General features: G+C 52.1%; 22 protein-coding genes. 8 read left to right on the top strand and 14 right to left on the bottom strand.

The window, feature by feature from the left end; translation table 11 throughout:
* Positions 1–107 precede the first annotated feature (107 nt).
* Positions 108–1862, top strand: a complete 1755-nt coding sequence (locus BM185_RS02240; RefSeq protein WP_091958603.1) for an ABC transporter transmembrane domain-containing protein — start codon at positions 108–110, stop codon at positions 1860–1862.
* Here the strand turns inward: BM185_RS02240 and BM185_RS02245 are convergent.
* From BM185_RS02245 to acnA, 3 genes are all read right to left on the bottom strand, one after another.
* Positions 1859–2197, bottom strand: coding sequence for a type II toxin-antitoxin system PemK/MazF family toxin (locus BM185_RS02245; RefSeq protein WP_091958606.1), 339 nt, complete (start codon positions 2195–2197; stop codon positions 1859–1861). The two genes, BM185_RS02240 and BM185_RS02245, sit on opposite strands and share 4 nt — an antisense overlap.
* Entirely contained in the window at positions 2191–2427 is a 237-nt protein-coding gene (locus BM185_RS02250; RefSeq protein ID WP_091958608.1) for an AbrB/MazE/SpoVT family DNA-binding domain-containing protein, read from the bottom strand. The genes BM185_RS02245 and BM185_RS02250 overlap by 7 nt, the downstream gene beginning before the upstream one ends.
* 84 nt (positions 2428–2511) lie before the next feature.
* The gene (gene acnA, locus BM185_RS02255) at positions 2512–5241 is read right to left on the bottom strand and encodes an aconitate hydratase AcnA (RefSeq protein ID WP_091958611.1); all 2730 of its coding nucleotides are present in this window, start codon (positions 5239–5241) and stop codon (positions 2512–2514) included.
* Positions 5242–5379: 138 nt separating this feature from the next.
* Here acnA and BM185_RS02260 point away from each other — a divergent pair, with 138 nt between their 5' ends.
* On the top strand, positions 5380–6225 hold the full coding sequence (locus BM185_RS02260) for a transposase (protein WP_091958614.1): 846 nt from the start codon (positions 5380–5382) through the stop codon (positions 6223–6225).
* Here BM185_RS02260 and BM185_RS02265 read toward each other — a convergent pair.
* Both BM185_RS02265 and BM185_RS02270 read right to left on the bottom strand, forming a co-directional pair.
* Positions 6222–8279, bottom strand: a complete 2058-nt coding sequence (locus BM185_RS02265) for a bifunctional diguanylate cyclase/phosphodiesterase (protein WP_091958617.1) — start codon at positions 8277–8279, stop codon at positions 6222–6224. The genes BM185_RS02260 and BM185_RS02265 overlap by 4 nt on opposite strands.
* Positions 8276–8890 carry a biliverdin-producing heme oxygenase gene (locus BM185_RS02270; RefSeq protein ID WP_091958619.1) on the bottom strand — a complete coding sequence of 205 codons (615 nt, stop codon included), beginning with the start codon at positions 8888–8890 and terminating at the stop codon, positions 8276–8278. The genes BM185_RS02265 and BM185_RS02270 overlap by 4 nt, the downstream gene beginning before the upstream one ends.
* 381 nt (positions 8891–9271) lie before the next feature.
* On the opposite strand from BM185_RS02270, the gene BM185_RS02275 reads away from it, so the two are divergent.
* The 4 genes from BM185_RS02275 (at position 9272) to BM185_RS02290 (ending at position 15130) form a co-directional block, all read left to right on the top strand.
* Positions 9272–10507, top strand: a complete 1236-nt coding sequence (locus BM185_RS02275) for an efflux RND transporter periplasmic adaptor subunit (RefSeq protein ID WP_091958623.1) — start codon at positions 9272–9274, stop codon at positions 10505–10507.
* Positions 10504–13614, top strand: coding sequence for an efflux RND transporter permease subunit (locus BM185_RS02280; protein WP_091958627.1), 3111 nt, complete (start codon positions 10504–10506; stop codon positions 13612–13614). Before BM185_RS02275 ends, BM185_RS02280 begins: the two co-directional genes overlap by 4 nt.
* 74 nt (positions 13615–13688) lie before the next feature.
* Positions 13689–14336 (top strand): TetR/AcrR family transcriptional regulator, encoded by a 648-nt coding sequence (locus tag BM185_RS02285; protein WP_091958630.1) that lies wholly within the window; start codon positions 13689–13691, stop codon positions 14334–14336.
* A gap of 254 nt (positions 14337–14590) precedes the next feature.
* Entirely contained in the window at positions 14591–15130 is a 540-nt protein-coding gene (locus tag BM185_RS02290) for a L,D-transpeptidase (protein ID WP_091958634.1), read from the top strand.
* On the opposite strand, the gene BM185_RS02295 is transcribed toward BM185_RS02290, so the two are convergent.
* Complete coding sequence (locus BM185_RS02295) at positions 15117–15743, bottom strand: LysE family translocator (protein WP_091958635.1); 627 nt, start codon at positions 15741–15743, stop codon at positions 15117–15119. The genes BM185_RS02290 and BM185_RS02295 overlap by 14 nt on opposite strands.
* Before the next feature lie 110 nt (positions 15744–15853).
* Here BM185_RS02295 and BM185_RS02300 point away from each other — a divergent pair, with 110 nt between their 5' ends.
* Positions 15854–17284 carry an aminotransferase-like domain-containing protein gene (locus BM185_RS02300; RefSeq protein ID WP_091958638.1) on the top strand — a complete coding sequence of 477 codons (1431 nt, stop codon included), beginning with the start codon at positions 15854–15856 and terminating at the stop codon, positions 17282–17284.
* Between the two features lie 11 nt (positions 17285–17295).
* Here the strand turns inward: BM185_RS02300 and BM185_RS02305 are convergent, their stop codons facing one another.
* Genes BM185_RS02305 through rsxA form a run of 8 tightly spaced genes read right to left on the bottom strand, consistent with a single transcriptional unit; the run spans position 17296 to position 24029 of the window.
* Complete coding sequence (locus tag BM185_RS02305) at positions 17296–17994, bottom strand: DUF3334 family protein (RefSeq protein ID WP_091958642.1); 699 nt, start codon at positions 17992–17994, stop codon at positions 17296–17298.
* 53 nt (positions 17995–18047) lie between these two features.
* Entirely contained in the window at positions 18048–18680 is a 633-nt protein-coding gene (gene nth, locus BM185_RS02310; RefSeq protein WP_091958644.1) for an endonuclease III, read from the bottom strand.
* Positions 18677–19387 carry an electron transport complex subunit E gene (locus BM185_RS02315; protein ID WP_091958647.1) on the bottom strand — a complete coding sequence of 237 codons (711 nt, stop codon included), beginning with the start codon at positions 19385–19387 and terminating at the stop codon, positions 18677–18679. The genes nth and BM185_RS02315 overlap by 4 nt, the downstream gene beginning before the upstream one ends.
* A gap of 1 nt (position 19388) precedes the next feature.
* Positions 19389–20057: an electron transport complex subunit RsxG gene (rsxG, locus tag BM185_RS02320; RefSeq protein WP_091958650.1), complete on the bottom strand. Its 669-nt coding sequence runs from the start codon at positions 20055–20057 to the stop codon at positions 19389–19391.
* Positions 20054–21085, bottom strand: coding sequence for an RnfABCDGE type electron transport complex subunit D (locus tag BM185_RS02325; protein ID WP_091958652.1), 1032 nt, complete (start codon positions 21083–21085; stop codon positions 20054–20056). The genes rsxG and BM185_RS02325 overlap by 4 nt, the downstream gene beginning before the upstream one ends.
* A 1-nt stretch (position 21086) precedes the next feature.
* A complete protein-coding gene (rsxC, locus tag BM185_RS02330) occupies positions 21087–22847 on the bottom strand; it encodes an electron transport complex subunit RsxC (RefSeq protein ID WP_091958655.1) in 1761 nt (586 codons plus the stop codon).
* On the bottom strand, positions 22837–23448 hold the full coding sequence (gene rsxB / locus BM185_RS02335) for an electron transport complex subunit RsxB (protein WP_177203443.1): 612 nt from the start codon (positions 23446–23448) through the stop codon (positions 22837–22839). The genes rsxC and rsxB overlap by 11 nt, the downstream gene beginning before the upstream one ends.
* On the bottom strand, positions 23448–24029 hold the full coding sequence (gene rsxA, locus BM185_RS02340; protein ID WP_091958658.1) for an electron transport complex subunit RsxA: 582 nt from the start codon (positions 24027–24029) through the stop codon (positions 23448–23450). Before rsxA ends, rsxB begins: the two co-directional genes overlap by 1 nt.
* Positions 24030–24213: 184 nt before the next feature.
* On the opposite strand from rsxA, the gene BM185_RS14910 reads away from it, so the two are divergent.
* Complete coding sequence (locus BM185_RS14910; protein WP_218149359.1) at positions 24214–25956, top strand: methyl-accepting chemotaxis protein; 1743 nt, start codon at positions 24214–24216, stop codon at positions 25954–25956.
* Positions 25957–26020 lie beyond the last annotated feature (64 nt).

Here is a 26020-nt window from a genome sequence, read left to right on the forward strand (position 1 = left end):
CCATTACTCCAAAAAAAACGGCAGTTTAACACCTTCCCCTGGGTTGGTCTGTGGTATTTTAGGCCCATCAGTCTATTTTCTGTATTCACTTATTTGCCTGGGATTTTATGACCACTTCTTCGCGTCCTCATCCTCGTATTCTTTTTCGTTTGGCGCAGTTTTTAAAACCCTACAAGCTACGTTTGGTGATGGCTGCCATCGCTCTGGTGGTCGCGGCCAGCGGGGTGCTGCTGCTGGGGCAGGGGCTGCGCCTGGTAGTGGATCGGGGGTTTGCTTCGGGTAATGCCCAGTGGTTGAACTGGGCGCTGATGGGCACCCTGGGGGTGGTGGCGATTATGGCGCTGGCTTCGGCCTGTCGTTTTTATCTGGTCAGCTGGATTGGTGAGCGCTTGGCCGCGGATCTGCGCTTGCAGGTGTTTAATCATCTGCTGTCACTGGAGCCGGAATATTTTTTCCGTAATGGCGCGGGTGAAATCCAAAGCCGCCTGACTGCCGATACCAGTGTGTTGCAAAGCTTGTTTGGGTCTTCGCTTTCCATGGCGCTGCGTAACCTGCTGACGTTTATCGGCGCGGTGATTTTGTTGCTGATTACCAGCCCCTGGCTGACGCTGATGGTGCTGCTGGGTATTCCGCTGACTGTGGTGCCGGTGGTCTGGTTTGGGCGGCGGGTACGCAAGCTGTCGCGCTCCAGTCAGGATCAGGTTGCCGAGCTGGGCAGCTATGCCGGAGAAGCTCTGCAGGGCATCGAAACCCTCCAGGCATTTAACCATGAAGCCGAAGATCAAAAGCTCTATGGTGGCAAGGTTGAAGAAGCCTTTGTCGTGGCTCGGGCACGTATTTTTCAGCGGGCGCTCTTGACGGGTTTTGCTCTGCTGGTGGTTTTTACTGCGGTGGGGATTATTCTCTGGCAGGGCGGGCATGATGTGCTGGCCGGTCGTATGAGTCCGGGCGAACTAACGGCTTTTGTCTTCTATGCCCTGATTGCCGCTGGCGCGGTAGCCGCTTTGGCCGAGGTGGCCGGTGAGGTGCAAAGGGCTGCGGGTGCGGCGGAGCGCCTCTTGGAGTTACTGGCTGCCGAACCTGCCATAGCGGCACCCAGGGAGCCGATTGCGCTTCCCCCAACCCTGGAGGGCCGGGTGGCTTTTGAACAGGTGACCTTTGCCTATCCGTCTCGTCCTGAGCGCCCTGCAGTCGAAGACTTTTCGGTGACGCTGGAGCCGGGTGAGCGGGTGGCCCTGGTCGGCCCGTCCGGGGCGGGCAAATCCAGCCTATTGAAGTTATTGCTACGTTTTTATGATCCTGATTCCGGGCGTATCTGTCTGGAGGGTCTGAATTTGAAAAGCCTTAAGCCCCAGGATTTGCGCTCCAGCATGGCACTGGTCGCCCAGGAGCCGGTGTTGTTTACCGGTACTGCTGAAGAAAACATTCGTTATGGACGCCCCGAAGCGACGGATGAAGAGGTACGCCAAGCGGCTGAAGAGGCTCAAGCGCTAGGGTTTATCCAGGCGCTGCCACAAGGCATGCAAACCTGGTTGGGGCCGGGTGGTGTGCAGCTATCCGGCGGTCAGCGTCAACGCTTGGCTATTGCTCGTGCTTTGCTGTGCAACCCGCGGGTGCTGTTACTGGATGAAGCCACCAGTGCCCTGGATGCCGCCAGTGAGCAGCTGGTTCAGGAAGCCCTGGATCGCTTGATGCAAGGGCGCACGTCGCTGGTGATTGCTCATCGCCTGGCGACCGTGATCGCAGCGGATCGTATTCTGGTGATGGATCAGGGGCGTCTGGTGGCCAGCGGCACCCACCAGGAGCTCTTGCAGTCCTCGGAGCTTTATCGCCACCTGGCTGAATTGCAGTTTCAGAATTAAGCCAGCATTTCCAGCAGTGTTTGATGCCAGTGTTTGGGTGAGATTTCGCCCATTTTTCCCAGCAGGCGCTGCTTATCGACGCTGCGAAGCTGGTCAAGCAGAATGCGGGCAGGCTTCTTGTTGAATATGAGTTCGGGTCGGCAGCCAAGCGGTTGGCCTTTACTGGTGATAGGTGCAATCAATACGCGAGGCAAGGCAGTATTCATGTCATCAGGGGAGATGACCAGCGCTGGACGAGTCTTTCTGATTTCCGTTCCCAAAGTTGGGTCCAGATTGACCCAGTAGACTTCACCACGCAGGATTTGTCTTTTATCCCTTCCTTGAGAAGCTACCATTCCCAATCCTCCGTGTCCTCATCCGGGGTGAGGTCTTCAAAAACGTCTCTATCTTCTTCTTCGCGATAGCCATCAAACCAGCCTTCACGGGGTTTCTGGGCTGGCTCAATAACCAACCTGCCAGCTTCCATTCGAATTTCAATTTCATCGGTAATGCCTGTTTCAGCAAGAAGAGCACTGGGGAGCAGAACGCCTTTGGAATTTCCTATTTTGCGTAGATGGGTGCGCATGTTGACCTCCTGATGTTATAACAAGGTTAGTACATGCGCTTCAGAGTGGCAACCCCGGCTTCCTTGCCGGGTTGAAGGTTTTGATCAGGCTGCGCCGATCATTTTCCGCAGGACATAATGCAGGATGCCGCCGTGGCGGTAGTATTCCAGTTCATTGCCGGTGTCGATCCGGCAGAGGGTCTGGAAGCTTTCACTGCTGCCATCCGGGCGGGTCAGGATGACTTCAACGTTTTGCTGGGGTTTCAGCTGGTTGAGGCCGCTGATGTTGAAGCTTTCCTCACCGGTCAGTTGCAGGGTTTTGCGGCTCACGCCTTCCGCAAATTGCAGGGGCAGTACGCCCATGCCGACCAGGTTGGAGCGGTGAATACGTTCAAAGGATTCGGCAATTACTGCGCGTACACCCAGCAGGCGGGTGCCCTTGGCGGCCCAGTCACGGGAGGAGCCGGTGCCGTATTCCTTGCCGGCAATCACGACCAGGGGTTTGCCGTCTTCGGCATAGCGCATGGCGGCATCATAGATGGCCATTTGTTCACCCGAAGGGTAGTGGCGGGTTTCACCGCCTTCCACACCGTCCAGCATTTCATTGCGAATCCGCACATTGGCAAAAGTGCCACGCATCATCACTTCATGGTTACCCCGCCGTGAGCCATAGGAGTTAAAGTCCCTGGGCTCGACGCCCTTATCCTGAAGATAACGGCCTGCTGGACTGGAAGGTTTGATGGAGCCAGCGGGAGAAATATGGTCGGTGGTGACCGAATCGCCCAACAGAGCCAGTACACCGGCCCCCTTAACATCTTCAACGGCAGAAGGTGTACGCTGCATGCCCTGGAAGAAGGGCGGATGTTGAATATAGGTGGATTCCGGCCAGGTGTAGGTTTTGTCCTGGGGTACCTGCAGGTTTTGCCAGGAGGCATCGCCTTCAAAGACTTCACCGTATTCTTTGCGGAACATTTGGGTTTTAACGCCTTCAACTGCCTTGGCAATTTCGGCATTGGAGGGCCAGATATCTTTCAGGTAAACCGGCTGGCCCTGTTGATCCTGCCCTAGGGGTTCGGAAGTAATATCCATCTGCAGGTTACCCGCCAAGGCATAGGCAACTACCAGGGGTGGCGAAGCCAGCCAGTTGGTTTTAATCGATGGATGGATACGGCCTTCAAAGTTGCGGTTCCCTGAAAGCACTGAACCCACGGTTAAATCACCCTTGTGTATGGCTTCTTCAATGGCTTCAGGCAGAGGCCCCGAGTTGCCAATACAAGTGGTGCAGCCATAACCGACCAGGTGAAAGCCCAGTTCATCCAGGTAGGTGTTCAGTCCTGCAGCAGCCAGGTAGTCGGTGACCACCTTGGAACCAGGAGCCAGGGAGCTTTTTACCCAGGGCTGGCGCACCAGGCCTTTTTCCACAGCTTTTTTCGCGACCAGACCCGCAGCCATAAGCACGCTGGGGTTGGAGGTGTTGGTACAGGAGGTGATGGCGGCTATAACCACTGCGCCATGCTTGAGCAGGTGGGTCTGGCCTTGTTCGTCCTGATATTCCACTTCACCCGCAGCCAGATCACCGCCCACGGCAGCATGGCCGCCACCTTCACTTTCCAGTTCACTTTCTTCGGGTTCTTTGGCGACCTGCAGATCCAGGAGGCCTTGGAAAGTGGATTTAACCTGGCTTAGGGTGACTCTGTCTTGAGGGCGCTTGGGGCCAGCCAAGCTGGGTTCCACCTGATCCAAGTCCAGTTCCAGGGTATCCGAGAAGAGTGGCTCATCCCCACGGGTATGCCACATGCCCTGAGCCTTGCAATAGGCCTCAACCCGGGCAATGACCTCTTCATCACGACCGGTCAGGCGTAGGTAATCCAGGGTTTGTTCATCCACCGGGAAGAAGCCACAGGTGGCCCCATATTCAGGAGCCATATTGGCAATAGTGGCTCGGTCGGCCAGAGGCAGATCAGCCAGACCTTCACCATAGAATTCGACAAACTTGCCGACCACGCCGCGGGATCTGAGTTGCTGAGTCACAGTCAACACCAGATCGGTGGCGGTAATGCCTTCTTTAAGTTTGCCCTTGAGCTTAAAGCCCACCACTTCAGGAATCAGCATGGAAATCGGCTGGCCAAGCATGGCAGCTTCAGCTTCTATGCCGCCTACACCCCAGCCGAGCACACCCAAGCCATTGATCATGGTGGTGTGGGAGTCGGTGCCGACCAGGGTATCCGGGTAGGCTAATGTTTGACCATCAACTTCCTGGCTCCATACCGTTTGACCCAGATATTCCAGGTTGACCTGGTGGCAGATACCGGTGCCGGGGGGGACCACGCGAAAGTTGTCAAAGGCCTGTTGGCCCCAGCGCAGGAATTGATAGCGTTCCTGGTTGCGTTGGGTTTCCAGATCGACATTGTCTTTAAAGGCAGAATCCTTGGCAAAGGAATCCACCATGACGGAGTGGTCGATCACCAGATCGACCGGTGACAGCGGATTGATTTTTTGCGGGTCATCACCCAGTTCGCTAACGGCGGCGCGCATCGAGGCCAGGTCCACCACACCGGGGACGCCGGTAAAGTCCTGCATCAGCACCCGAGCCGGGCGAAAGGCAATTTCCCGATCACTGCGTTGATTTTTTTGCCAATCGACCAGCGCCTGAATATCTTCTTCAGTAACGGTGTCGCCATCCAGGTTGCGGAGCAGATTTTCCAGGAGCACCTTCAAAGAGAAAGGCAGTCGGTCAACTGAGCCAAATTGCTTGGCTGCTTCGGGGAGACTGAAATAGGCGTAGCTCTTGCTTCCTGCTTTTAAGGTTTGTTGAAAAGCGGAAGATGAGGTCATGGTTATCTCCTTGTCATCAAAGAACTTCAATCCTAATTCTGGCAAAGATTTCTGGGTTTTGCTTGGAAGTTACCTTAATTAGTGATTGAAAAAATAAATGTAACAAAGTGTTCTGGGATTGACTAAGCTCAGAATATTATGTCCAGACCCTTACGTATTGAGATTCCAGGTGGGTTCTACCATCTCACCGCCAGAACGGATGAGGAAGTCCTTTTTCCGGTAACTCAGGACAGGCTGGATTGGATGAAGCACCTGCAGGGTGTTATTGAGCGCTATGGCTGGCAATGTCTTGCTTGGTGTCAGTTAGATCGCCACTACCACTTGGTTGTGCGTCTGCCTAAAGGACGCCTGTCGTCGGGTATGCGGCAGCTCAATGGCCTTTATACCCAAAGCTATAACCGCCGTCATGGGCGCAAGGGTAGCCTTTTTGCCGGTCGTTATAAGGCCCTGTTGGTGGATAGCAAAGACTTTCTTGTTCCCTTGGTCAGACAGGTGTTAGCTGAGCCCTGGTTGAAAGGTTGGGTGAGTCGTCCACAAAACTGGCCTTGGGGCAGCACGGCACAGCTTTTAGGTGAAAAGCCGGATAAGCTGGCGCCACCTCTACATTTGGATCTGCTCAATCAGCACCCGCAGGTACGCCATCCTGCTGATGAGTTTTGGAAAGCCTATCTGTTTACAGCTTCTTCTGAAGAGGATGTTTGGCAGCGGGTCAGGCACCAGGTATTTCTGGGTGATCAGGACTTTGTGCGGCGGGTTTATAAAAGCCTGGATAAGCAGGGCAATGGGAAGGCAAATGGCAAGAGAAAACTCCAGCCTGACAAGGTTGTTCTTAAAGATTATCAGCAGGCTTATGAGTTTCCTGAATCCATGGTCCAGGCTTATTTACAAGGCGGCTTTACCTTGCAAGAGGTTGCTGAGCACTTTGAGGTGCACCCCTCGACAGTCAGTCGCCGAGTTAAGTCGTGGGAGCAGCGTACGGATTAAGGAGAGCCATCAGCATAGAAGTGGTAGTTGCTGCGCCCGGTTTCTTTAACCACATACATGGCTTGGTCGGCTTTTTTGATGAGTTCATTAGGTTCATCGGCATCAAAAGGGTAGATAGCAATACCGATACTGGCACCGACCTGAAATGTTTGGCCGTTGACCACAAAAGGTTCTTTCAGGGACTCAAGAAGCTTGCAGGCGAGGGTTTCAGCACCAAAGAGAGTGGTTGATTTTGAAGAGAAGCCGGTGATGATAAACAGAAATTCATCGCCGCCCAGACGGGCAAAGGTATCCGACTCGCGAATACTGCTGCTTAACCGATGAGAAAGCAGACAGAGAATCTTGTCGCCAACATCATGCCCGTAGCGGTCGTTAATGGGTTTGAAGCCATCCAGATCAACAAAAAGCACTGCACCTGCACCCCGTTCACGGCGCGCTTTTGCCAAAGCCTGCTCCAGGCGGTCATCAACCAGGAGTCGATTGGGTAATCCGGTTAGTGCATCGTGGGTAGCCAGATGGGCCATTTCGGCATCATGTTGGCGCAGTCTGACCATTTCTGTGGCCATACGCAGGTTGATGGCTCGGCGCAAGCGGCTGGCAGCTGCTCTGTGGTGCCTTTCCCAGGGTAGGCTTTGACCTCTAACTTTTTCAGTCCACTTCTCAAAGGATTCACGGGGTGAAAGGTTGAATTCTCCGGGCGTTAGTTCTTCTCGGACTGCCTTGGCTGGCTTACCTGCCCAGGTCACTTCTAGGGGGCGTTCTTTACGCAGGAAAATCATATATTCATCACCCGAGGCGGCTAGCGGCAAAAACAGGTAGCCGCAAATCCAGTGAGCTTGACCCTGGTAGTTTTCAGGAAGATGTTCAGCGTAGGCCATGCCAGCATGAGTTTGGTGCCTGACACTTGAACGCAGGCATTGCATTTCCTGAGCATCAACTTCCCGGCCAAACTGGTAATCAATACCATCCAGGCGCAAAAAAATAGCGTCAGATTCAAAAGGGTCAAGGAGTTCTTTGAGTCCAGCCAGGCCTTCGTGCAGATTGTAGGTAGCTTGAAAGGGCGCATTGAACTGGTCTATAGCCCGTCCCAGCCGTGTCATCTGGTGATTAAACTGACGGTTTAATGCGAGTTGCAGGTTTTCGCTAACCAGTTGGGTCACCATTTTGCAAAAGGTGCGAACCGGTTGGCTAACATAATTGGGTTGATCGCCGTGGCAAACGATCATTCCCCAAAGGTGTCCATCAGGCATCAGTGACAGAGTTAGAGATGAAGCGGTTCCCATGTTACGCATGTATTCGAGATGGATCGGAGAAACACTGCGTAGCTGGGTCAGCGTCATATCCAAATCGCCAACCAGGGGGTTGGTGGCTGGAACCAGGGGTACGGGGGTGTAGTTGGCATTGCTGATACGCCGAACCCGGTTGATGCGATAGAGTCGCCGGGCCTGTGCTGGAATGTCGCTGGCGGGAAAGTGGTGGCCTTTAAATCTTTCTTGTCCATCCGCTCGGTCCTCAATGATAATTTGACCATTCCACTCGTTATCAAATTTATAGACCATTACACTTTCATGGCCGGTGACCTTGCGAAGCATCTTGGCTGCCATTTTTAATAAGCGCTCGGGGTCACTGGTCAATTCCAGTTCATGAAAGAAGTTGTTCAGCTGTGTAAAGAGGCGATAGGTCAGGAGCTGATCATCTTTGGGAAGCGGCTCCATTTCTACTAAAATACCACCTGCATTATGGTGACCACGCAAGACAAACTTGCTCTTCTGGAACTCTATCGGCAAAAGATTGGGTTGATAATTGCTGGGGTGTGAGAGGATTTGATCAAGAAAGGGGTTCAGTTCTTCACCGAGTAAGTCCGGCAAATAAGTACCTAAAAGTTGTTCTGCGTCTATACCCAGCCAATCTTTGGTATTAGCACTGGCTTGAAGGATATTAAAGGTTCTCGGTTCGATGACCAGTAGCAGGCCATCGGGTTGAATGGCAGCTGGAGTGTGAATGGGTTCTTTTTCACAATTGCTGATTTCGTAGGCAACTGCAGAAGGGGTCACAGATCTTTAACCTCTTGTTTGACTGGATGGAAAGCTTGTTGGATTTGTTGATTGAAAAACTGGAAGGTTGCTATGGCCGCTTCGATGGTTTCCTGCATATCGTTAACTTCTGCTGAATAGATACTGATAAGGTCTTCCAGTTGATGCCAAAGGCTTTTCAGATAAGGCTGCCCCTCTTCGTAAAAGTGAATCGGTGTAAGCTCACCTAGATTTTGTTTAACTAAAGGGCCGATCTTTTTAGCACCAAAGCCTGATCCCAGCAGTACATAACAGCAGCCCAAGGCCTGGGGTAGGTTACTAATATTTATAGGGTGCTCATGACACAGGTGGCGACCAGGAAGGGGCTGACACAGATGAACCAGGTCTTTGGCTAAGCGTGGTGAAGCCATAAAACCATTCCAGTTGAATTCGTTGCGAGTTAGCTGGCAGAAATAGGGGTAGATCTGCTCCTCAAGATGGAGGTAGATGTGAAAAAAGCATTTCAGCAAATCCCGATAATGCCCCAGCGTCAGTTCAGGATGAGTCACTCGCTGCAGCGGGGGAAGGGACTCCAGTTGCTGATGATACCAGTGAGTGGCCTTCCTAAGCTTGGGAATATAAATCAAGGACAAACCAGCTTCCTCTCTTGCTTCTATCTAGTTAAGTGACCCTTTGGTCAAGTAAGGCTGCCTAGCCTAGTGGTCCCTTGTAAAGGAGTCAAACAATAAAATTGATTAAAATCAGTGGCTTATAGGGTCAGGTTTTGCATCTAATAAAGCATTTAGTAGTTTTTTGGTTAATTTAACTGATTTTTTTATTTTTATTGATTGATTATTCTGTTTTTTTATTGATTTTGCAGTTTTATGTACTAAAAAGCATAATTAAATGCATCTTTTTGAATGATTTGTTTCCTTGATTTGCGTCAAAAAGTCACACTCTTGGCTCTGCTGTATTTTTATCGGCAAGTGAATTAGACTTCTGGTTCCAAAAAATAGATCAGGGATCTCTGATATATGCCTGCCTTGCTGAAACGCTTTTTGCCTTTCTTGATTATTTTGCTAGCCCTGCTGGGTTTTGTTCTCCTGCGTATGACCCGGCCTGAGCCGCCGGCTGCAGGCGATGAAGAAAGACGTTGGCCAATCACAGTGGTTGAGATTCAGGCTGGTGATTATGCGCCCAGCCTGCGTGTGTTTGGCGAGCTAACCAGTAATACCGATGCCCAGCTGAGAGCCAGAGCGGCTGGGGATGTTCAGGAGATTCACGTTCGTGAAGGTCAGCGGGTAGCTGAAGGGGATTTACTGATTACCCTGGATGACCTGGATGCCCGCGCTCTCTACCAGCAGCGTGAAGCCGAAATGGCTGATATTAGTGCTCAACTGGAACAGCTGCAGAGTCAACACCGGGTCGATCGTCAGGCTCTGGATCAGGAAGAAGCCATGTTGCTGCTGACTGAACGACAATATGAGCGTCTGCGTCAGTTGCTGGCGACTAATCGCGCCTCTCAGCGTGAAGTCGATGAGGCTCAGCTGGCTTTGGCCCAGCAGCGTTTGGCAGTCATTAACCGGGAGCTAGCTATTGAGCAGTTTACCTCCCGGCAACAGCAATTGAAGAGTAATTTGCAAAGAGCTGAAACTCAGTTGGCTATGGCAAGACGGGATTTAGAGGCAACCCGCTTGAAGGCCCCGGTCGATTTGCGGGTGCAGGAAATTCAAGTCAGCCGGGGTGATCGGGTTGCTGCCAATGAGCCTTTGGTCAGTGTTTTTGTACCTGAACAGGTGGAGTTGCTGGCACGTTTACCTGTTTCCCGTCTGGCCACTTTACGCTCAGCGCTGGATCAGGGGCTGACTCTCAAAGCGGAAACCCAGGTCGATGGGCAGACTTTGATATTTGAACTTCAGGAGCTGGCCGGTCGAACTCAGGATACAGCGGGTATTAAAGCTGTGTTCAGCCTTTTAGAAGGAGACCCTGAAGGACTGGCCTTGGGACGTTTTATTGATGCCAACCTGGCTTTACCCGTTGAAAAAGGGGTTTACTGGCTTCCGGCTGATGCCGTTCAAGGGCGTAACCGGGTTTACCGAGTCCTTGATGAGCGCCTTGAAGGCTTGAATGTTGAAGCCTTGGGACAACTGCTAGTGGATGGGCAGCCGGGTGTTTTGGTGCGTTCTGAGGAGTTGACTTCAGGCGATAGAGTCATGACTAATCGCCTGCCTAATGCCATGACAGGCCTTTTGGTGGAGGCGGTGGAATGAAAGATCAGGGCGGCTTGATCGGGCTCTTTCTTCGTCATCGTCTGGCCAGCAGCTTGCTGGTGGTGCTGATGCTTTTATCGGGTTTTTGGGCACTGAATAAGCTCAATACCCAGTTCTTCCCTAATTTTTCCTTGGATATTGTTAGTGTTCGGGTGGTCTGGACAGGAGCAAGTGCTGAGGATGTGGAAACAGGGGTAACCCTGCCTTTGGAAAATGAACTGCGCAGTGTTGATGGCTTGAAGTCGATGACTTCGACCTCGTCACTGGGAATTTCTGCCATCACTCTGGAGTTTCGCGACGGCACGGATATGACCCAGGCTTTGGCCCAGGTCGAAGACCGGGTTGCTCAGCTGCGCAACCTGCCCGAAGCAGCTGAAACCCCGATAGTGAGCCGTATCGTGCGCTATGAACCCATCGCCCGTTTGCTGGTAACGGGTTTGGATGATGCGGATGAAATGCGTAGCCTGGCCCGTCAGTATGAGCAGGAGCTTTTGGATCTGGGGATAGAGCGGGTTGATTTTGCGGGCCTTCCCCAAGAAGAAATGGCGATTGAAGTGCCTCTGGCTAACTTGATGGCTTTAGCCTTGACGCCTAATCAGCTGGCTGAGCAGTTGGCAGCTTTTACTCAGGATCAGCCTGCGGGTCAGGTTGGGCGTGACCAGGGTGGCCGTCAACTGCGAATTCTTGAACAGGCCCGTGATGAAAGGGCTTTTGCCCAGCTGCCGATAGCTGCCAACAATGAACGTGGGCTCTTACAACTGGGTGAATTTGCTGAAATCAATAAACGTGCCCGAGATGGCCAGGTTCAGATTCGCTATCAGGGTAAACCCGCTGTGGAGCTTTGGTTGCAGCGAACCGAGTCCACCGATGCCTTGGCGGCTGCCCGTCTTTTTAATGATTGGCTGAAGCAGACTCAGGCAAGCAAGCCACCCAATATAGAGTTGGAAGTCTATGACCAGCTTTGGGAACTGATTGACGAGCGGATTAAGCTGCTGCTGAAAAATGGTGCTGGTGGTCTCCTGCTGGTTCTGGCAATTCTCTTCCTGTTTTTAAGTGGGCGTTTGGCTTTAAGGGTGGCGCTGGGAATTCCCATTGCTTTTACCACGGCTTTTGTAGCCCTTTGGTTGTTTGGGGGCAGTATCAACATGATGTCTTTGTTCGGCTTTATTATGGCCTTGGGCATCATCGTGGATAATGCCATCGTGGTTTCCGAGCATGCTTATACCCTGCGTGGTCAGGGCTATTCCGCAGAAGAAGCGGCCGAAACAGGTGCCCGGCGGATGCTGGGCCCGGTTATTGCCGCCTCCCTGACGACCGTGGCTGCCTTCCTGCCGTTGATGCTGGTCGGCGGCATTATCGGCAATATCATGTTTGAGATTCCGCTGGTGGTGATTTGTGTGATTCTTGCCACCTTGATTATTAGTTTTCTGATTCTGCCACATCAACTCAAACGTGGCCTGGCTGTAGATCCTGCTGAGCTGAATGAAGCCTCGAAAAAGGGAATCAGTGCCCGTTTTGAGCGGGGGCTGGAAAGCTTTCGGGACCATCGATTCCGGCGTTGGGTCAGTTTTGCTGTTGAGCGCAAGGGCCTGACCCTGGCTTCTGCCTTGGCTCTGTTTATTCTGGCAATCGGTATGCTGGCCGGTGGTCGGGTCGGCTTCACCTTTTTCCCCAGTCCTGACGGTACTACGCTGAGAGCCAATGTGGCCTTTGTTGCTGGTACTTCACCGGCCAAAGTTGAAGCCTTTATGCAAGATCTGGATCAGGCACTGCTGGAAGCAGAAGATGACCTGGGCCAGGGCATCGTGCAAACCCGAGTGACCCGCTTGGGCCAGCAACTTTCTCAGGATGGTAATGCACCCAGTGGCGACCAGTTTGCTTCCATTTTGGTGGAGTTGGTTTCACCTGATCGACGCGAAGTCACCAATCAGCAGCTTATGGATGCCTGGAATGAACGCCTTCCCAAGGCGCCTGGCTTGGATTCAGTGGTTATCACAGCGGTAACTGGCGGTCCTCCGGGTCGTGATGTGGACGTGCGCCTGGAAGGAGGAACCGCAGAAGAGTTGAAGGTTGCTGCTTTGGAATTGGCCGGACGCATGCAAGACATTGCCGGCCTCTATGCAGTGGAGGATGATACGCCCTATGGTCGGGAGCAACTGCTGGTGCGCTTGCGACCTGAAGGCCAGGCTCTGGGTTTTACCCCCCGTTCCTTGGCAGCTGAGTTGCGTGGTTTTTTCGATGGCAGCTTGGTGCAGCTTTATCAGGATGGCTTGGAAGAGGTGGAAGTCAGAGTACGCTTGCCAGATGTCGAGCGCTATCGTTCTTCAACCTTAAGCCAATTGTCCTTGCCTCTACCGGATCGCCAAGGTTGGGTGCCCTTGGAGCAGGTGATTGACCTCGATTTTCAGCCAGGCTTTGAAACCCTGCGGCATGCCGATGCGCGCCTGGCCATTCATGTCTCCGCTGAAGTGGACCGGGCTCGGGGGAATGCTGGACAGATACGTGATGGTTTGGCCAGTGATGTCTTGCCTGAATTAGCTGAACGCCACGGTATCAACTGGTCCTTTCAGGGGCGAGCTGTGGATCAGGCAGAAACCCTGGGTGATATGCGCATGGGCTTGGTTTTTGCCTTGGCAGCTATTTTTATCGTTCTAGCCTGGATGTTTGGTAGCTATCTATTGCCTTTGGTGGTGATGGCTATCATTCCCTTTGGTTTGCTGGGTGCAACCCTGGGTCACTGGCTATTAAATATCGAACTCACTATCCTATCCTTGTTTGGTCTTTTTGGCCTGACGGGAATCGTGGTCAATAACTCCATCATCCTGGTGAGCTTTTATCAGGGACTGCGTAAAACAGGGTTGGAGCGCCAGGAAGCAATCATTGAGGCTGCCTGCCAGCGCTTGCGGGCTGTTTTAATCACTTCGACCACTACAATTGTTGGCTTGGTTCCTTTGCTTTTTGAAACCTCGGTGCAAGCCCAGTTTCTGATACCCATGGCTGTTTCCATTGTTTTTGGATTGGCAGTAGCTACCTTGCTGGTTTTAGTGGTGATACCTGCCTTACTGAGCTTGGTGGAAAGCTGGCGTGATCGTCTGGAAGGCGCTTGACCCTGGAGGGTGCTTTGCTAGATAATGTTTAAAACGTATGTTTTAACCTTTGTCTGTTTGCCGCAGGAGCACCCATGGCCCAGTCGGATACCGTCACTCGAATTTTAGATACTGCTGAAGCCCTTTTTGCTGAAAAGGGCTTTGCTGAAACCTCTTTGCGCACGATAACTGGCAAGGCCAAGGTGAATCTGGCTGCAGTCAACTACCATTTTGGTTCCAAGAAAGCCCTGATACAGGCGGTCTTTGCCCGCTATCTTGATCCCTTCTGTGAACAATTCAATGCCGAGTTGGCCGCTTTGGAAAAGCGCGGCAGCGTGACTCTGGAAGAATTACTGGAAGTCCTGGCCAAAACAACTATTAGCGTTCCTGCCAGCAAGGGTAGTTTGTCGGTCTTTATGCGCTTGTTGGGCTTGGCTTACACTCAGGCACAGGGGCATATGCGTCGTTATCTTCAGGAACACTACGGTCAAACCTTTACCCGCTTTACCAACCAGCTAAAACTCTGTACGGCTGATTTGCCGGATGCTGAACGCTTCTGGCGCATTCACTTTATGCTGGGTTCGGTGGTTTTCACCATGTCCTCGTTGGATGCCTTGAGAGACATTGCCTACAACGATTATGATGAGAAAACACGCATCAAGGATCTGGTGGCTCGTTTGCTGCCAGTCGTTACGGCAGCTTTGAAGGCGCCTGTTCCTGAGCCGCTGGTAGCTAGCGATTAAGCTTCTTGGCACTGGCACTGGCACTGGCACTTAGTCAGAATCCATCACTTTTTCAAGACGCGTGAATACATCCCTGTAAGCTCTGGCCACAACATCCTGTTGTGGACAGCCTGAAAAAGTGATGGCCTCTGCCTCTCAATCCACTTTTTAGGGCACGTGAATGCATGCCTGTAAGCTCTGGCCATAACATCTTGTTGTGGCAGCTTGAAAAAGTGATGCCCTCTGCCTTTCAATCCACTTAGGCGGTCCAGTAAATGGATAAGCAGTTTCTGAAACAGCAATTGAACCTGGCTCCTAGCCGCCCAGCCAATAATTGGTTGTGGGTGAGTGCCGGTGAGCAGCGTTTGTATTTGCTGAGTCCTGGTGGAGAGGTTTTGCAAAGCTGGCCCGTTTCGACAGGAAAAGCTGGCTTGGGTGAGCAGGAGGGTAGTGGCTGTACGCCCCGCGGCTGGCACCGCATTCGTGCCTGTATCGGTGCGGGTCAGGATGCTCGGGCTGTGTTTCGTGGTCGCAGGCTGACAGGTGAAATCTGGACGCCTGAGTTGAATGCAGCTTATCCGCACAGGGACTGGATTCTGGGGCGGATTCTGTGGCTTTGCGGTGAAGAAAAAGGCATTAATCGGGGTGGTTCGGTGGATAGCCAGAGGCGTTATATCTACCTGCATGGCACCCCCGATGATCAACCTCTGGGGGTGCCTGGTTCACATGGTTGTATCCGCCTGGCACCTGAGTCAATGCTTGAGGTTTTTGCTCAGGTTGGATTCGCCACTCAGTTGCTGATTACTGAAGAATAACCAGGACACAAGCAGCGGTAATCCCACCCATCCCTCGATTGAACCAGCGCCAGTGGTTCTCGCTTTTCAAAATTCTACCGATTGCTACACCAAATCCCGCCCAAATACAAACGCAGGGCAAGCCTACCAGGGTGCTTAAGCCTGCTAATAATAACGCATTGAGTAGTAGGTTGCCTTGATCCGGCAGAAAGCCAGCCATTAAGGCAATTCCCACAATCCATGCCTTGGGGTTGGCAAACTGGAAGGCCGCAGCCTGTACGAGCGTCAAGGGCTGGCCCTGGTTGTCAGTACGAATGACGGGTGGTGGTGCCGTGGCAATTTTCCAGGCTAGCCAAAGTAAATAGGCGCTGCCGAGAACCTTTAAGACAGTTTGCAGTATCGGGTAGTGCATAAAAGCACTGCCCAATCCCAGTGCCAGGGCAACAAAGAGCAGTAGGCAGCCCACGGCTATTCCAAAAATATGCGGTAGGGTGCGCCGAAATCCATAGTTGGCTCCGGAGGCCGTCAACATAATATTGTTGGGTCCAGGTGTTAGTGTCATGGAGACCATATAAGCCAGGGCTGCACCAAGCAGTAGGAGGCTTTCAGGGTTAAGATTCCATCCAGTTTCCATTGTTCTTTACTCTTAAATTGTATGGGTTCAATTTTAGGTGTTTCGTCTTTGAATGCATTCAATACTAGGTTATCCTGCTAGAAAATAACTGCAATCGGAATATTGATACCATGACAATGTCACTAAAAGCTAAGGCGCGTGCTCGTTGCCAGTGGCTACCTGATCTGGAGGCTTATCCTGGGCCCCGTTACAAGGCGTTGGTTACTGCCATTAAAACGGCTATTGATGCTGGTGAGCTGGCTGAGGAAGAACGCTTGCCTCCCCAGCGTTTGCTGGCCGATGCTCTGGGGGTGACAACAGGAACGGTGACTCGCGCCTATAGTGAAGCGGAACGGCGAGGTTTGGTGGCGGCCAGGGTGGGGAGTGGTACCTATGTGCTATCCAAGAGTCTGTCCCCAAAACCAGACTTTTATCATCTTGAAGAAGGACGTGATGATGGCAGCATTGATTTATCGCTGAGTTTGATGGTGCCTTCATCTGAACGAGTTAAAACCTTTTATCAAGCACTTCAACAGGTGGCCGAAGATCCAGAACAACTGGCCGCTGCCTTGGCTTATCAGTCTGAGCGGGGCCAAACGCGCTATCTGCAGGTTTTTGTAGACTGGTTGGCACGCATGGGGGTTGAGGTGCGCTCAGAGCAGCTGGTAGTAACCGATGGTGGGCAGCATGCTATGTTTATTGCGCTGCAAACGCTGATGGCTCCTGGCGATCTTTTGGTGTCGGATCGTTTTACCTATCCCGGTGCGATAGCGGCTGCACGTCAGCTGCACCTGAGGCATCAGGGGGTTCCTATGGATGCAGAAGGCATGGATATGGAGGCTTTGGAAAGGCTGTGTCATCAACAAAGCCCCAAGGCGGTTTATGTGATGCCGGATCTGAATAATCCTACCGGTTGCCGGATGTCGCTTGCCCGCCGCCAGCAATTGGCAGAGCTGGCAGAGCGTTATGATTTTTGGATTCTGGAAGATTCCGTACAGTTTTTACCTGAAGCTTTTCGCTTGCCGCGTATGGCGGATTTAATTCCGAAAAGAACACTTTACCTGTTTAGTACTTCCAAGATTCTAGCCGGTGGTTTGCGAGTGGGTTTGATTGCCTCACCGGAAGATCTTTTGCCGGGTTTGATGGCTAGTTTGCGTGCCCACTGCTGGATGGCGCCTCCGCTGATGGTGGCTTTGACCTGTGCCTGGATAGAGAGAGGTGATGCCGAGCGTCTATTGGAGTGGCAGTGGCAGGAGGTGCACGCCCGTCAGCAGCTCTTGGCAGACATCTTTGTGGATCAAAACTTTTCCTGCCACCCCTATGGTTTTGTGGTTTGGTTGCATTTACCCGAGGGCTGGCGGGCGAGTGAGTTTGTGCGTGCCGCCGCAGAGGTGGGCGTCAGGTTGCTGAGTGCTGAGCCTTTTTGTGTGGGGACTCAGGCGGCTCCTCAGGCGGTTCGTTTGTGTGTGAGCCCGCCTGCGGAAAGAAGTCAGTTGGAAGAGGGGTTGAAGCGGCTTTACCGCTTGTTGACCAGCCCTCCCAAGGGAAGGGCTGTATTTTGATACTTAGATACTTATATGCCTAGATCATTCATCAGGTCATCATGGTCCGAGTTGCCAGCTTGTTGGTCGCGGACCTTTTTTTCTTCTTTCTCACGATTTTCTTCAATGATGCTGTCTGGGTCTTCCAGCTCGGATTCATCAAAATCATGCAGCTTGATAAATTCGGTTTTGTCCATGGAGAGTTCCAGGTAGAAAATATTGTTATCTTCCGTGCTAAAGGTTACCCGGCGAGACTGGGGCTGATCCAGAGTGGTGTTGACTGAAATCTGAACCTGCTTGTTAATCGCCATCATTTTGGGTTGGCTTTGGGTGATGGAAGTCCGTAATTGATGGCGTACTTTATTGGTGAAATCGCCAACAATTTGGTTCATGACTTCACCCATAACATTACCTACTTCATCGGCCGTATGGTAATGGGCCAGTTCGTTGGCTGGCATGCCCATGCTGACCATGTATTTGCGATAAATTTCCATGGCCGAATCGGCTGTGAAGTTAATAATGACCAGCCCTGAAAAACCGCCATCGAAAAGCACAAAGCAACCGATATCCGGCCGCAAGCAGGTTTTGTTGATTTTTTGGACCATGGGTGAATAGGAGACTTCTTTGTTGCCTGCATTGCTGAGCACTTCTGTGACTGAATGGCAGAGGATCAACAGGACTTCTTCGGTGGTAACAGCACGGGAGCGTCTGGCAGTTGCTAGGGGCGTCACGGTGACCTCACATAAAATGTATTTTTGCGTGATGAATTTTGTTGCTGTTCATCTTACTCAGTTTTTTCTTTAAATTCACATAGATCTTCAATAATACAACTTAAGCAGCGGGGCTTGCGGGCTACGCAGGTATAGCGCCCATGTAGAATCAGCCAGTGGTGAGCATCCTGTTTGAACTCTTTAGGAGTAAGACGCAAGAGTCTTTGTTCAACTTCCTCAACATTTTTTCCCTTGGCAATACCTGTACGGTTGCTGACCCGAAAAATATGGGTGTCTACGGCAATGGTAGGCTGCCCAAAAGCAGTATTGAGCACCACATTAGCGGTTTTGCGACCTACACCAGGCAGAGCTTCAAGTTCCTTACGCGTAGCTGGTACTTCACCTGCGTGCTTTTCCACCAAGATACGGCAGGTTTTGAGCAGATTTTCAGCCTTGGTGTTAAAGAGGCCAATGGTTTTGATATAACTCTTCAGTTCGTCCAGCCCCAAATCAAGAATGGCTTGGGGTGTATTGGCGACGGGAAAGAGGCGGGCCGTCGCTTTGTTGACACCAACATCAGTGGCCTGGGCTGATAAGAGTACGGCTGCGAGCAACTCAAAAGGGGTCGTCCAGTTAAGCTCGGTTGTTGGCTCGGGGTTGGCTTCCCTTAAACGGCTAAAAATCTGGTGACGTTTTTCGGCATTCACGTTTGGCTGATCCTTACGCGTCGGCTGGGTTGATCACTGGCAATTATTTGAGGTTGAGCGCGTTTTTTGCGCTCCTGGTCGATCAGGTTTTTCAAAGCAATTAAGAGTCCGGTTCCAAAAAAGGCACCTGGTGGTAGCAGCATAATGAGAACTTGGAAGTCGGTAAAAAAGGTGATTTTCCAGTCAGCAGCCAGAGGTCCTAAGAGTAAATCCATGCCACTGAATAGGGTGCCTTGGCCGAGAAGTTCTCGCAGACTGCCCAGCAGAAGCAGAACACCACCAAAACCGAGTGAAACCATCAGGCCATCATAGAGGGCGGGCAGAGGTGGATTTTTTGAGGCAAAGGCATCGGCACGGCCCAGAATCATGCAGTTGGTGACGATCAGGGGAATGAAAATCCCCAGAATTTGATACAGCTCATAGGTGAACGCCTGCATCAGAAGTTCAGCGCAGGTTACAAAGGAGGCAATGATCATCACAAAAGCAGGTAGACGCACACTGGAGGGTACATGGTGGCGAACCAGAGAGACCGATAAATTGGAACCCAGCAGAACCAGTAAGGTTGCCAGTCCCAGCCCCAGGGCGTTGACAAACGTATTGGTGACCGCAAGCAGTGGACAGAGTCCCAGCAGTTGCACCAGGGCTGGGTTGTTATTCCAGAGGCCATCGGTGGCAATTTGCCGGTATGGCAGGGTTGGCTGGCTCATATCACTGATCCTCCAGAGAATCTTGGGCATGCCTTTCTATTTGTGGCGTAAGCTGATATTGATTTTCCTGGTACCAGATGAGGCTGCGTTTAACGGCCCTGACAACAGCTCTAGGTGTAATGGTGGCACCGGTGAATTGATCAAATTCACCACCTTCTTTTTTAACCGTCCAGCCTTCGGGTTCGGGGTTATTCAGATCCCGTCCAACAAAGTTATGAATCCAGTTAGATTTTTGCACTTCAATTTTATCGCCCAGGCCGGGTGTTTCCAGGTGATGGGCGACACGAACACCTTGAATATGGCCGTCTAAATGCAGTGCAACCAGTAACTCGATTTTTCCTGTATAACCATCGGGGGCGATCACTGGAACCAGCAGCAAGGTGGGCTCTTCCTGTTGGTAGGCGAGATGCGCGGCAAAAGGAGAGCTATGACCCAGTTCGGGTGCAGCCAGTAGCAGCAGAGGTTGATCAATATTGAGTTGGTAGCCTTCTTGGGGTGGTGCCAGTTCAAATAACAGGCGGGCTGCTGCTTCGGCGCGATTGTGACTAATCCGCTCCGCCGTCAGTACCTGGGTTAAGGAAACAGCACCAGCGGTTACCAGAGCAAAAAGCACCAGGCCAACAACACTGCGTTTTAGGCTGTACGCCAAGCTGGGTGCTTGATTGCTCATGCTTTTGGCTCCTTGCTTTGTAGGCCTTTTTTGGCGCGTGACTGACCATAGACCCTTGGGCGGGTGTAATAATCTAACGCTGGGGCAGCAAAGTTCATCAGGAGTACTGAAAAGGCCACCCCATCCGGGTAGGTGCCCCAGGTGCGTATCGCAATAACGATCAGGCCAGCACCGATACCAAAGCAGATTTTGCCTTTAAGGCTGGTGGCACCACTGACTGGGTCGGTGAGGATGAAAAAGGCCGCAAAGACCGCAGAGCCTGCAGCCAAATGCAGCCAGGGGGGCGCTTGATGACTGGTATCCAATCCCCAGACAAAAGCACCGGCAATAAACAGGGTACTGAGGAAAGCAACCGGCAGTTGCCAGTTAATCAGGCGCCGGTAGATCAAATAGAGGCCACCCAGCAGCCAGGCTAGAGCAACACTGGCCCAAGCCTGAGTCATGGCCGGAGCCAAACGTGAGGTATCTGCCCAGAATTCATCTGCCATTAGCAGGCCTTTGTTGCGCCAGGCATCCAGAGCTGTGGCCCCGGTTAAGGCATCAGCACCGGCTAGAGAGTTGAGCCAGCCAGCGTCACTGCCGCTAAAGGGAGGTGCTGGAAAAGGCCAGATACTGACTTGAAGCGGAAAGCTGACCAGCAGAAATGCATAGGCAGCCATGGCCGGATTAAAAGGGTTTTGACCCAGACCACCAAAGAGCTGCTTGCCCATGAGAATAGCAAAAAGACTGCCTAGAATAGCAATCCACCAGGGCGCTGTTGCCGGTAAACAAACCCCGATTAATACGCCGGTAACCACTGCTGAATAGTCATTAAGAAGACCCAGAGAACGGCCACGCAGGCGAAGCACCAGGGCTTCTGCGGCTACAGCCGTGCTGACGGTGAATAGCAGATTGATCAGGATGCCAGGGCCAAAAAACCAGGTCAGCGCACTGATACCGGGTAGACAGGCCAGTAGAACCTGACGCATAACCTGGTCAGTCGTAACCTGGTTATGGGCATGGGGCGAAGAAATCTGTATCCAGGACATGCTAGTTTCCTTCTGCTTCGCCAAGCTTGGCTTCTGCGATCTTCAATTGTTCCCTGGCGGCCTGTAAGCGTGTTTGCTGTTCCTGGATTTGTTCGGCGGTTGCATCAGCCGAGCTTTCCAGATTGCTTAGCCCTTTTTCTGCTTTTTTAACCGCAACTGTGGCCGCTGCACGGGCAACTTTTAATTGCTTGAGTTTTTTTGCCTGGCTGGCAGCCGACTCGTCAGGCGTTGAAGTCGTCTTGTCCTGAGTCGAGGCAGCGGCCTTTTGTTGTTCTGCCTGTTTTTTTGCAGCATTGGCCTGGGCTGCCGCCGCTGCCCTGGCTTTGCGTTTGGCTTCTTTTTCAGCAGCTTCACGCTCCAGGCGTTCCTGGCGGGCTTCAAACCGCAAGCGGGCCTGTTCGGCTTTTTCGGCTGCATCGCGCTGCTGGCGAATTTCATCCTTGGCATACCGGTAGTAATGAACCAGAGGGATTTCGCTGGGGCAAACCCAGGCGCAGGCACCACACTCAATACAGTCGAATAATTGCTGATCTTCAGCCTTTTCGAAGGCTTGACCAGCTGCATAGTAATAAAGCTGTTGGGGCAGCAACTGAGCTGGACAGACTTCTTCACAGCGTCCACAGCGGATACAGGGTTGTTCGGGTCCAGGTAGAGGCAATTCTTGCTGAGTCGGTACCAGAAGACAGTTGACTGCTTTGGTTATGGGTAGCTGGGTGTCGGGCAGTGTGAAACCCATCATGGGGCCACCCATAATCAGCCTTTGAGCTTTTTGGGCATCCAAACCTGCTTCATCAAGGAGTTGGCTCATAGGGGTGCCGATACGAATCCTAAAGTTTCCGGGGCGAGCTAAGGCCTGGCCGGTGAGGGTGACGACCCGCTCAATCAGCGGTTGACCCCGAACCACGGCATCAGCAAGTGCGGCCAGGGTGCCAACATTGTGACAGAGAATACCTAAATCCAGTGGCAGGCCGCCACTGGGTACTTCTTTACCCGTTAACAGTTGGATCAGTTGCTTCTCTCCACCAGAAGGGTAGAGAGTGGGTACAACCAGGAGTTGCAGATCTTTTTCCAGGCCACTAGCCGGTAAGGCCTCTTGTAATGCGGCCAGGGCTTCGGGTTTGTTGTCTTCGATTCCGAGCAGCAACTGCTTGGGTTGAAGCAACTTCTTGAGCAGTCCTATGCCTTCCAGGATGGCCTGGGGCCGGGTGCGCATCAAGACATCATCCGCAGTGATATAGGGTTCGCACTCGGCGGCATTGATAATCAGGGTGTCGATGCCCTTGCTCAAGGCCCCGGCCAGTTTGGTTCGAGTTGGAAAAACAGCACCGCCCAGACCCGCTAAACCTGAGGAGTAGATCAGTGGCAATAACTCGTCAGCTGTTCTTTCCGGCCAGTCGGGATAAGCGACTGACTCTTCAGGCTCATCCAGGCCATCAGAGACAAGTACCAGCGCGGGAAGGCTAAGCCCTGAAGGATGGGGTAAGGGATGAGGCTCTATAGCAAGAACTTCACCACTGATGCTGGCATGCACACAAGCACTGGCGGGAGATTCACTGGTCGCCAGTAGCTGGCCTCTTTTGACACGATCACCGGGTTTGACGACGGGTGTTGCCAGCCGATCCAAACGCTGGCCGAGGTGAAGAACAACCTGCTCAGGTAAACCTGCCATCATCAAGGGTTGTTGATTGGATAGTGCTTTGCACTCCGGTGGATGAATACCACCATGAAACCGGTAGTTGGCCCTTTGGATATTAAAGGTCATGGATAGCCTCCTTATTCAAAAGGCGATCCTGACTTTTGCTGAGAGGGCCGGGCGGCTGGGGCCATTTCCAGTTTCCTGGTTCGCTGGTTAAGGGCAGCATATCAATACAATCAACGGGGCAGGGTTCGACACAAAGGTCACAGCCGGTACATTCATCAATAATGACCGTGTGCATCAGCTTGGGAGCCCCGATAATGGCATCAACCGGGCAGGCTTGAATGCATTTGGTACAGCCAATACATTCATCTTCACGAATAAAGGCAACCTTCTTATCACTGGTCACTCCTTCTTCGGCATCCAGGGGTAGCGGCTCGCGGCCAAGGAGATCAGCCAGGGCTTGAATGGTGGCCTCACCGCCGGGTGGACACTTGTTGATTTCCTCTCCGGCGGCTATGGCTTCTGCATAGGGTCGGCAGCCAGGATGACCGCACTGACCACACTGGGTTTGGGGCAAGAGGTGGTCGATTTTTTCAACTAGAGGGTCGCCTTCCACATGAAAGCGGACCTGGGCAAAGCCCAGTAGCAGGCCAATCAACAAAGCCAAGCCGGCAAGAGCCAGGATGGCAGCAATAACCGGTTGGTTAACAAGCAGCTCCAGCATTACAACTGCACCATTCCGGTAAAGCCCATAAAGGCCAAAGACATGAGGCCGGCGGTCATCATGGCAACGGCTGCACCTTGAAAGGGCGCCGGCACATCAGCCAAAGCCAGGCGCTCACGCATGGCTGCAAAACAAACCAGGACCAGGGCAAAGCCCAGCCCGGCACCCAACCCATAAACAATGGCTTCAACAAAACTTTGCTCCCGGGTGAGGGAGAGGAGAGCAACGCCAAGAACCGCACAGTTGGTGGTAATCAGGGGCAGAAAGATGCCTAGAGTTTGGTGGAGTACGGGGGAAGTCTTATGCACCAGCATTTCAGTAAATTGAACAACGGCGGCAATCATAATGATGAAGCTGATGGTGCGCAGGTATTCAAGATCCAAAGGCAGCAACAGCCCATGATAAACCAGGTGACTCAGGGCTGAAGAAAGGGTCAGGACAAAGGTGGTTGCTAAAGCCATGCCCAGAGCAGTATCCAGCTTTCCGGACACCCCCATAAACGGGCAGAGACCAAGAAACTGTACCAGGACGAAGTTGTTCACCAGAACGGTGCTGACTAGCAGGAGCAAATATTCTGTCATGACCCTAAACAATCGTTAAATCAAAGCGGCATTTTAACGTATTTGTTGCCTTGGCGCAGACTTTTGAAACCTGGGTTAAAGATCATTTCTGTTCTGAAGGTACACGTCATCCTATATCCATGCCATACTTGCGGCTATTGGTCGCAACCTTGGACTGGGATTTGAGTTTTCTTTGGGGAACAACATGCTCAAGCTTCTTCGCAAATTAAAAATTAACCACCGAATCTGGATTATCAACCTTTTAGCTGTGGCCGGTATGCTGGCCATTTTATTGGTTGCTTTGAATCGTCAATATGATGATATGGAAAGTCTGAAGCTGCAGGAAATTACCAATCAGGTGGATTCTGCTGAAGGCATCGTCAGGGCCTACCAGGAAATGGAAGCCTCAGGCGAGTTGACTCGGCAGGAGGCTCAAGAGCAGGCCGCTGCAAGAGTTAGTGCGATGATCTATGGCCCGGATGATGATTATATTTTCATCTTTGCCAGTGATGGTTTGACCCTTGCTCATCCCAGTGCAGACTTGCGCGGCAATAACATGATGCACTTGGAAGATGTTAATGGTGTGCGCTTGGTCAGGGATATGATTCAAGGTGCAATGCGTGAAGGCTCAACCGTAGTTCCCTATTACTGGAATCGTCCCGGTAGTGATGAACAGATCCAGAAAATTTCCTATGCACGCTATAACCAGGCTTGGGACTGGGTTATTGCAACAGGTGTTTATGTTGATGATATTGACCAGATGTTCATAGAAAGCCTGCTGACTCTAGGTGGGATAGCTCTGGCTATTTTGGTTGCCATGCTGGTGATCGCCATGATGATTGGTCGTTCGATTATTCAACCGATCAAGCAAACAGCTGATGCGATGAAAGATATCAGCAGTGGTGAAGGTAACCTGACCGTTCGTCTGGATGAATCGGGTCATGATGAGCTTTCGGAGTTAACCCAGCATTTCAATGTCTTTGTTGGCAAGATAGAAGATCTGGTTGGCGATATTAAGGAAGCCGTTGCTTCAATCACCACTGCTTCGGGTGAAATTGCGGCAGGTAACTCGGATCTTTCTCAGCGTACTGAAGAGCAGGCCTCAAGCCTTGAAGAAACCGCGTCCAGCCTGGAAGAGCTGACCTCAGCGGTTAAGCAGAATGCCGACAATGCCCGTCAGGCTGATCAGGTTTCTCAGGATGCCAGCCGCATTGCCACTGAAGGCGGTCAAAAAGCCCGTCAGGTGGTTGCCACCATGGAAGAAATAAGCGCCAGTTCTGACCGGATTGCTGAAATCACCACCCTGATCGACAGTATTGCTTTCCAGACCAATATCCTAGCCCTGAATGCTGCTGTGGAAGCCGCCCGAGCCGGTGAGCAAGGTCGTGGTTTTGCTGTGGTTGCCGGTGAAGTGCGAGTACTGGCACAGCGTTCTGCAGCAGCGGCCAAAGAAATCAAACAGTTGATTGGTGAGTCGGTAGAAACAGTCAAAGGCGGGAGTCTACTGGTTCAGGAAACGGGTGACACCATTGAACAGATTGTCGTTTCGGTGAAAAGAGTCACCGACCTGATGGGTGAGATTTCTGCAGCCTCTGATGAGCAAAGCCAGGGTATTGAACAGGTCAATCAAGCCGTGATTCAAATGGATGATGTGACCCAGCAGAACGCTGCCCTGGTTGAAGAGGCGGCGGCTGCCGCAGAGTCTTTGGAAGAGCAGTCCCAGGCACTCAGTGATGCGGTTTCAACCTTCAAGATTAGCCGTGAAATTGAAGCCGGAAATCGCCGTTTGAGCAGTTCATCTAAAACACCTGCGGCTAAAAAGCAGGCTCCCCGGATTGCTGCAGCTAATCAAGGGCACCAGCAAAGAACGGCTCAGTCGACTGCTAACAAACGTCGGGTACCACCACCTCCCAAGCGCCAGGATGAAGATGAGTGGGAAGAGTTTTAGGGAGCCCTGTAAAGAATGCTATGCTAGGACAAACTAATATTAGATATCCGTATGTATTTAAAGA

The sequence above is a fragment of the Marinospirillum celere genome, assembly GCF_900112235.1.
Classification (GTDB): domain Bacteria; phylum Pseudomonadota; class Gammaproteobacteria; order Pseudomonadales; family Halomonadaceae; genus Marinospirillum; species Marinospirillum celere.

What these genes read in the sequence shown, in the direction of transcription:
- BM185_RS02240 (WP_091958603.1), top strand. Translation starts at nt 108, where the DNA reads ATGACCACTTCTTCGCGTCCTCATCCTCGTATTCTTTTTCGTTTGGCG.
- BM185_RS02245 (WP_091958606.1), bottom strand. Translation starts at nt 2,197, where the DNA reads ATGGTAGCTTCTCAAGGAAGGGATAAAAGACAAATCCTGCGTGGTGAA.
- BM185_RS02250 (WP_091958608.1), bottom strand. Translation starts at nt 2,427, where the DNA reads ATGCGCACCCATCTACGCAAAATAGGAAATTCCAAAGGCGTTCTGCTC.
- acnA (WP_091958611.1), bottom strand. Translation starts at nt 5,241, where the DNA reads ATGACCTCATCTTCCGCTTTTCAACAAACCTTAAAAGCAGGAAGCAAG.
- BM185_RS02260 (WP_091958614.1), top strand. Translation starts at nt 5,380, where the DNA reads ATGTCCAGACCCTTACGTATTGAGATTCCAGGTGGGTTCTACCATCTC.
- BM185_RS02275 (WP_091958623.1), top strand. Translation starts at nt 9,272, where the DNA reads ATGCCTGCCTTGCTGAAACGCTTTTTGCCTTTCTTGATTATTTTGCTA.
- BM185_RS02280 (WP_091958627.1), top strand. Translation starts at nt 10,504, where the DNA reads ATGAAAGATCAGGGCGGCTTGATCGGGCTCTTTCTTCGTCATCGTCTG.
- BM185_RS02285 (WP_091958630.1), top strand. Translation starts at nt 13,689, where the DNA reads ATGGCCCAGTCGGATACCGTCACTCGAATTTTAGATACTGCTGAAGCC.
- BM185_RS02290 (WP_091958634.1), top strand. Translation starts at nt 14,591, where the DNA reads ATGGATAAGCAGTTTCTGAAACAGCAATTGAACCTGGCTCCTAGCCGC.
- BM185_RS02295 (WP_091958635.1), bottom strand. Translation starts at nt 15,743, where the DNA reads ATGGAAACTGGATGGAATCTTAACCCTGAAAGCCTCCTACTGCTTGGT.
- BM185_RS02300 (WP_091958638.1), top strand. Translation starts at nt 15,854, where the DNA reads ATGACAATGTCACTAAAAGCTAAGGCGCGTGCTCGTTGCCAGTGGCTA.
- BM185_RS02315 (WP_091958647.1), bottom strand. Translation starts at nt 19,387, where the DNA reads ATGAGCCAGCCAACCCTGCCATACCGGCAAATTGCCACCGATGGCCTC.
- rsxG (WP_091958650.1), bottom strand. Translation starts at nt 20,057, where the DNA reads ATGAGCAATCAAGCACCCAGCTTGGCGTACAGCCTAAAACGCAGTGTT.
- BM185_RS02325 (WP_091958652.1), bottom strand. Translation starts at nt 21,085, where the DNA reads ATGTCCTGGATACAGATTTCTTCGCCCCATGCCCATAACCAGGTTACG.
- rsxC (WP_091958655.1), bottom strand. Translation starts at nt 22,847, where the DNA reads ATGACCTTTAATATCCAAAGGGCCAACTACCGGTTTCATGGTGGTATT.
- rsxB (WP_177203443.1), bottom strand. Translation starts at nt 23,448, where the DNA reads ATGCTGGAGCTGCTTGTTAACCAACCGGTTATTGCTGCCATCCTGGCT.
- rsxA (WP_091958658.1), bottom strand. Translation starts at nt 24,029, where the DNA reads ATGACAGAATATTTGCTCCTGCTAGTCAGCACCGTTCTGGTGAACAAC.
- BM185_RS14910 (WP_218149359.1), top strand. Translation starts at nt 24,214, where the DNA reads ATGCTCAAGCTTCTTCGCAAATTAAAAATTAACCACCGAATCTGGATT.